Source organism: Ahrensia marina (assembly GCF_001293565.1).
GTDB classification, from domain to species: domain Bacteria; phylum Pseudomonadota; class Alphaproteobacteria; order Rhizobiales; family Rhizobiaceae; genus Ahrensia; species Ahrensia marina.
In genome coordinates, this window is sequence record NZ_JXMU01000027.1 from 47014 (window position 1) to 53757 (window position 6744).

General features: G+C 49.9%; 7 protein-coding genes. 6 read left to right on the forward strand and 1 reads right to left on the reverse strand.

All coding sequences use genetic code 11. From position 1 onward, the window contains the following. Positions 1–19: 19 nt before the first annotated feature. From SU32_RS15045 to SU32_RS15070, 6 genes are all read left to right on the forward strand, one after another. On the forward strand, positions 20–868 hold the full coding sequence (locus tag SU32_RS15045; protein WP_211097788.1) for an SDR family NAD(P)-dependent oxidoreductase: 849 nt from the start codon (positions 20–22) through the stop codon (positions 866–868). A 71-nt stretch (positions 869–939) separates the two neighbouring features. Continuing rightward, the gene (locus tag SU32_RS15050) at positions 940–1137 is read left to right on the forward strand and encodes a twin transmembrane helix small protein (protein WP_054000200.1); all 198 of its coding nucleotides are present in this window, start codon (positions 940–942) and stop codon (positions 1135–1137) included. Positions 1138–1156: 19 nt separating this feature from the next. Continuing rightward, positions 1157–1738: a cob(I)yrinic acid a,c-diamide adenosyltransferase gene (locus tag SU32_RS15055; RefSeq protein WP_054000201.1), complete on the forward strand. Its 582-nt coding sequence runs from the start codon at positions 1157–1159 to the stop codon at positions 1736–1738. A gap of 33 nt (positions 1739–1771) precedes the next feature. Further along, complete coding sequence (locus tag SU32_RS15060; RefSeq protein ID WP_054000202.1) at positions 1772–2554, forward strand: rhomboid family intramembrane serine protease; 783 nt, start codon at positions 1772–1774, stop codon at positions 2552–2554. A gap of 229 nt (positions 2555–2783) precedes the next feature. Next, positions 2784–3533: an electron transfer flavoprotein subunit beta/FixA family protein gene (locus SU32_RS15065; protein WP_054000203.1), complete on the forward strand. Its 750-nt coding sequence runs from the start codon at positions 2784–2786 to the stop codon at positions 3531–3533. Positions 3534–3553: 20 nt separating this feature from the next. After that, positions 3554–4483, forward strand: coding sequence for an electron transfer flavoprotein subunit alpha/FixB family protein (locus SU32_RS15070; RefSeq protein ID WP_054000204.1), 930 nt, complete (start codon positions 3554–3556; stop codon positions 4481–4483). A gap of 93 nt (positions 4484–4576) precedes the next feature. On the opposite strand, the gene SU32_RS15075 is transcribed toward SU32_RS15070, so the two are convergent. Beyond that, positions 4577–6610: a M23 family metallopeptidase gene (locus SU32_RS15075; RefSeq protein ID WP_082376814.1), complete on the reverse strand. Its 2034-nt coding sequence runs from the start codon at positions 6608–6610 to the stop codon at positions 4577–4579. Positions 6611–6744 lie beyond the last annotated feature (134 nt).

Below are 6744 nucleotides of genomic sequence, written 5' to 3' on the forward strand. Positions count from 1 at the left end.
AGCAAACTTGAAATGACAAATGGCTCCTGAAATGGTGGAAAAATCCAAAGTAATTCTAGTCACCGGCTGCTCATCGGGCATTGGCGCACATTGCGCCAAAAGGCTGCGGGAAGACGGATGGCAGGTGCTTGTAACAGCCAGAAAACAAGTCGATATCGAGCGGCTTAAAGCGGATGGCTACGAAACATTTTATCTGGAATGTAGAAATTCTGAATCAATCAAAGCCTGTTTTGATGCTGCGCTTGAAGCAACCGGCGGGAAGCTGGACGCAATATTTAACAATGCAGGTTACAGCCAAGCAGGCGCTGTTGAAGATTTGCCGATTGAAGCGCTGCGCGAGCAATTCGAGGTTAATTTCTTCGCTGTTCATGAAATGACACTTCTTGCGGTTGGTCACATGCGTGCGCAGGGTCATGGCCGGATTGTTCAGCACTCGTCCATACTCGGTTTTTGCCCGATGAGTTTACGCGGTGCGTACAACGCATCAAAATATGCACTGGAGGGGCTTTATGGTACCATGCACACCGAACTGCAAAATTCGGATGTCCATGTTTCGCTCATTCAAACCGGCCCGATCCCATCCAAAATCGCGATCAATGCTTTGCCATACTTGAAGAAATTTATTGATGTTGAAAACTCGCGGCATGAAAATGCGTATAAGGCGCGCATTGCCAAACTTGAAGCCGGCGGAACACCTGATGCTTCAGGTAAAGGCGCAGAGCCGGTCTATGTGAAACTGAAAAGAGCCTTAAACGACAAATCGCCGCGCCCCCAATATTTTGTGACCCGCGAGACCTATATAGCAGGTATGCTCAAAAGACTGCTTCCGTCACGGCTATTTTATCAGACCATAAATCGCTGGTCTTAGTTTAACAGAGCCTATGTGAAGTAGTAGAACCAATGGTGCTGGTTGGGCATCATATTTGAAGAGAGAAAGTGATGTCTGGAACAAGTTTTTATATAATCGTCGTTTTGATGATTGCTGTATTTATTGTGCTGCTTGCCGGTTTGCGCAACATGTTAAAAGGCGGTGATGCAAACTTCTCAAACAAGATGATGCAACTGCGCGTATTCCTTCAATTTGTGGCGGTGGTTGCAATCGTTATCGTTGTGTATTTTGCTCGTCAGGCAAGTTAAGAGATAGAGGTCCTTCATCATGGTTGTTCTGAATAAAATCTACACGCGCACCGGCGATGACGGAACAACCGCGCTTGGCACCGGTGAAAGACGCTTAAAGTATGATTTGCGCGTCAATGCCTATGGCACAGTGGATGAAACCAATGCCTGCGTCGGCATGGTGCGCTTGCACACATCCACAATAGACCATGATCTGGACCGTATGCTCTCGCGTATCCAAAATGATCTGTTCGATCTGGGCGCTGATCTTGCGACACCTGAAACCGAAGAGCCACCTGCTTACGAGCCGCTTCGTATTACCGAAGCTCAAGTTGCGAGAATAGAGGCGGATATCGATGCGCTTAACAGCGGCCTGAAACCGCTTCGCTCATTCGTGTTGCCTGGCGGTTCGCCAGCTTCGGCGGCCCTGCATATGGCACGTACGGTTGCTAGGCGCGCTGAGCGTTTGATCGTGGAGCTTGGTGAACAGCCCGGCGAACATGTCAATCCGGCGGCGGTGAAGTACATCAACCGGATTTCAGATTTCTTTTTTGTTGCCGGCCGTGTTGTAAATAATAATGGTGCGGACGATTTGCTTTGGGTTCCAGGTGAAAACCGTTAAGCTTGTACATACCGATTAAAAGAGCGCGGCTCCATGTTCATACCATTGCAAGATGCAAATGTCCTCAAGCACATTAAACTCCAATATGTGACGCTAACGCTCATCGCGCTGAATGTGCTTGCCTATCTGTTTGTCAATGTTCTGACCGATACGGCAACAATGCAGGCAACATTTGTTTCCTTCGGCTACATTCCCGCTGTCGTGAACGACTTCGAAGAATTGCCGGTTGAACTCGTTTATATTCCGGAAAACCTTTCGCTCATTTCTTATTCGTTCCTGCATGGCGATTTCATGCATCTGATGGGAAATATGCTGTTCCTCTGGGTGTTCGGTGATAATATTGAGGACGCGCTCGGGCATATTAGATTTCTCATCTTCTATGTTCTGTGCGCTATAGCAGGCGCTTTGGCCCACGGCTTCATGGATCAGGTATCGGTTGCACCGCTGATTGGCGCGTCGGGCGCTGTGGCCGGTATCATCGGCGCTTATCTGGTCCTGCACCCGAAGGTGCGCGTTTGGGTTCTGGCATTCAGCCGTATTCCGCTGCGCGTGCCCGCTTATATTCCGCTTATTATCTGGATCGGGTTTCAGATATTTATGGTTTTTGCCATGCCCGAAGATGCTGTTTCTTGGGGCGCGCATATTGGCGGATTTGCGGCCGGGGCAATTCTTGTTGTTTTCATGCGCCGCCGCGGCGTGCCGCTTTTCGACCAGAATTTGGTAACGCCGGAAGCTGTAGTCGTTGAGACTGAACCTGCGGTCGCAAATACAAAAGAACGGGACACAAATATCTGGGGTAGGGGGTCGTCAACATAATTGACGTGAACGTAAACGTCATTTAAGTTGAGAGCACTGGCATAGTCTTTTTTCAACAGGTGGCCTTGTGGTGCGGTGCGGAAAAGGGCATGCGGGAAATTGATTTTTTGTCGACGTAAAATGTCGTCACTAAGTAAGAATGTTCTGCCGCTGTGCGGTTAGATCATTGTAATGGAAATCTTGGCCTTTGCAGCGTTAGGTTGGCAAAAGCCTTTCGGGAGATGAAATTATGAAAGTCCTCGTACCGGTAAAACGGGTTGTCGATTATAATGTGAAAATCCGGGTTAAATCGGATGATTCAGGCGTCGAGCTTGCGAATGTCAAAATGTCTATGAATCCATTCGACGAGATTTCTGTCGAACAGGCGATTCGTATGAAAGAGGCGGGGCAGGTTGAAGAGATTGTCGTGGTTTCCGTTGGGCCGCAACAATCGCAAGAGACTTTGCGTACGGCGTTGGCCATGGGTGCGGACCGCGCCATTCTTGTCAAACACGATGATGTTGTCGAGCCGCTGGCCGTTGCAAAAATTCTGAAAGGCGTGGTTGAAGAAGAAAATCCGGGCCTTGTTATTCTGGGCAAGCAGGCCATTGATGATGATTCCAACCAGACCGGCCAGATGCTGGCTGCCTTGCTCGGTTGGAGCCAGGGCACATTTGCATCCGAGATTGAAATTTCCGGCGATACCGCAAAAGTGAAGCGCGAAGTTGATGGCGGATTGCAGAACATTGAAATTAAAATGCCTGCGATCATCACAACAGATTTGCGCCTTAACGAGCCGCGCTATGCGTCACTGCCGAACATCATGAAGGCGAAGAAAAAGCCGCTCGATGAAAAAAGCGTCGGCGATTACGGCGTTGATACAGCGCCGCGTTTGACTGTCGTCAAAACTGAAGAGCCTGAAGGCCGCAAAGCCGGTGTCATCGTTGGTTCCGTCGAAGAGCTTGTGTCCAAGCTCAAAAACGAAGCCGGTGTACTTTAAAAAGCGGAAGGATATTTCTAATGTCTATTTTATTGATTGCAGAACACGACAACGAAGCTCTTTCCGACCAGACTGCAAAAGCACTTAGCGCAGCGCAGAAGATCGGCGGCGATATTCATGTGCTTGTTGCGGGTGATGGTGTGAAGGCGGTTGCCGATGAAGCGGCAAAGCTGGATGGTGTTGCCAAAGTTCTTCTGGCTGATGATGCGTCACTTAATATGATGCTCGCTGAGCCAACAGCCGCATTGATCGTTTCACTTGCAGATAATTATGATGCGATCGTTGCTGCCGCTACCACTAACGGCAAAAACATTTTGCCGCGTGTTGCCGCGCTTCTTGATGTGATGCAGATTTCGGAAATTACCGAAGTGATCGACGCTGAAACATTCAAGCGCCCGATCTATGCCGGTAACGCCATTCAGACTGTTAAGTCATCGGATGCAAAGCGCGTTATTACTGTGCGTACGGCCTCATTTGATGCGGCCGGTTCCGGTGGCTCTGCTTCTGTTGAAACGATCGACGCGGCTGCTGATCCGGCGCTTTCGACTTACAAGTCTTCAGAACTTTCCGGCGGTGACCGCCCGGAGCTGACATCGGCGAAAATCATTATCTCCGGTGGCCGCGCTCTTGGTTCTTCTGAAAAGTTCGAGGAAGTAATCTTGCCGCTGGCGGACAAACTGGGTGCTGCTGTCGGTGCATCGCGCGCCGCTGTTGATGCCGGTTATGCGCCGAATGATTGGCAGGTTGGCCAAACAGGCAAGGTGGTTGCGCCTGATCTTTATATTGCCGCGGGTATTTCCGGTGCAATCCAGCACTTGGCCGGTATGAAAGATTCCAAGATCATTGTGGCGATCAATAAGGATGAAGACGCACCTATTTTCCAGGTTGCTGACTATGGCCTTGTTGCAGATCTGTTTGATGTTTTGCCAGAATTGGAAAAAGCGGTTTAAAGATACGCCGCATACAATTTTAGAAAGCCCTGCATTTTTATGCGGGGCTTTTTTATTTGTTGTTTAGATTGGAAAAATTTCCAGCGCAGGTCTTTACCCTGCAACCTGAGCAATTTGCTGATTGCCTTCACTTGTCTTTTGAAGAAGATCATTGATGCGGTCGCGTTCAACAATAAAGCGTTCCAGTTCTTCACCGTCCAACGATTTGCCTTTTGGCAACCGCACCCGCATCGGGTCGACGCGCTTGTTGTTCACGCGCATTTCATAGTGAAGATGCGGGCCGGTCGAAAGGCCGGTTGTTCCGATATAACCAATGACCTGTCCCTGGCGCACGCGCGCGCCAGGAGTGATTCCTTTGGCGAACTTCGACTGGTGCGAATAGGAGGTCTCATACCCGTTGGCGTGAGTAATAAGTGTTTGCTTGCCATAGCCGTTCGACCATCCAGCTTTTTTCACAACGCCATTACCAGGCGCAATGATCGGCGTGCCACGCGGTGCGGACCAGTCGACGCCCCAATGCATCCTTGAATATTTCAAGATAGGGTGACGTCGCATCCCATAGGGTGAGCGGAACTTTCCGTTCGGTACCGGATTGCGCAGCAAAAACTGACGGGCGCTGCGGCCTTCTTCATCATAATAATCGATATCGCCCTGTTCGCCTCTAAAGCGGTAGAAAGTGCGGGTCTGATCATTAAACGTGGCTTCGACAAAAAGCAGTTCTTCCTTGGCTTCTCCTGTCGCACCTTCTTCGGGCACGGAATAGAAAAGCTCAAGTTGGTCGCCTGCATTGATCTTCGATTGAAAGTCGACATCGGCTGCTACCATTCGCACTATCTGGCCGGCCACATCCGAGGGCAATTCGTAGGCCAGAACGCTCCGGTAGATCGCGTCATATGCGGTTGGTAAATCTCGGGCGACTGGCACGGCAGGCCGTGATTGATTCTTCCGGTTTTGCTGAAGTGCCATAATGCCGTCGTCAAAGGGCTCTTGAGCGGGCACATATTGCTCCTGATCGTTGAGCGCGATTGTCAGTCTGTGTTCATTGTCGTCATAAACACTGGCGCGCACGATTTCCTGGCCCAGCATGGAGCCTTGCAATCCAAGCCGGATAACACTGCCTTCTTTGAACTCTTCTGTGCGCAAAAGTGTCATTAACGCGTCTGCCATCGGGGCCGCTTTTCCAAAACCTGTATTTTCCAGGGTTTCGAGAATATTGCGCGTATCGCGAATGATGATCAGCTGCTCGTCAAATGAGCGCTCGGGTGTGAATTCGGTATCCGGCGCTGCCACCGAAACATTTTGCGGAACAATCTTGGCACCCTGCGGAATGTCAAATGCGCCCAGTGCCATATCCGGAACACCAAAACGAGCCGGATCAACATAATAGAGAGAAGCAATTTCAACAGAGCCATCGGTCAGAATCGGCGCTGTTTCGCGAACAATCTCCTCAACCTCTGCATCGCTCAATGTCAGCGAAGATTGTTTCATGTCCTCGTTGAATACAAAATCCGTTGTCCGGATTAATGCTTCAGTCTCCACCTCGGCGCCATAAATCAAACTGCCAAGGCTTTCATTATCCTGTGCGACTTCTGACGTTTCTGCAAAAATCGAAAGCGGATTAAAGGCAGGGTAGCTTTGGTCCGTTTTATGCGGTGCGGCGAGGGCGACCTTTAAATACTCAAACGGTTTTGTACGTATCACATCGGCATCGCCCACACGGGTAACAGTGGACACACTCATGCGCCGTCTGTCTGAAGGTTCGCTAGCAGCATTTAATCCCGGGCGGGCAAGACGTTCTGTTTTCGCATTGTTACCCGGCGCACTGCTTTGTACGCTTGCCTGAGTGATAACTTCCGGCGGAGTGGCCAGTAATTGTTTGCCGTCCAGTGCCGCAAACAATGCCGCGCCCATAAGAACAGTTGATGTCAGGCCGGTAAGAAACGTCCCGCTGAGCCAGCGCATGGATATTTCGCGGCGATCAGGCGCACGCCGGCGACGCCCTGCCGGTATAGGCGGTTCGTCACCAATAAGCTGAAAGGCATTGTTGTTGCGGTTGCTCAAATTAAAAGCCACTTGGTTTAAATGAGGGCCACTTAATATGCGGCATTTGATATAAGTATGTTTCATGCCTTCTAGCCCAAATTATGTCAACGCGGCGGGTTTTCTCACAAGAAGAAGATGAACCATGTCAGCGTGGTTTAACAAGATTCCGGCCTGATTTTTGGGGCTTTAAAAAAAATGTCATAAAAAATATAGAAAAG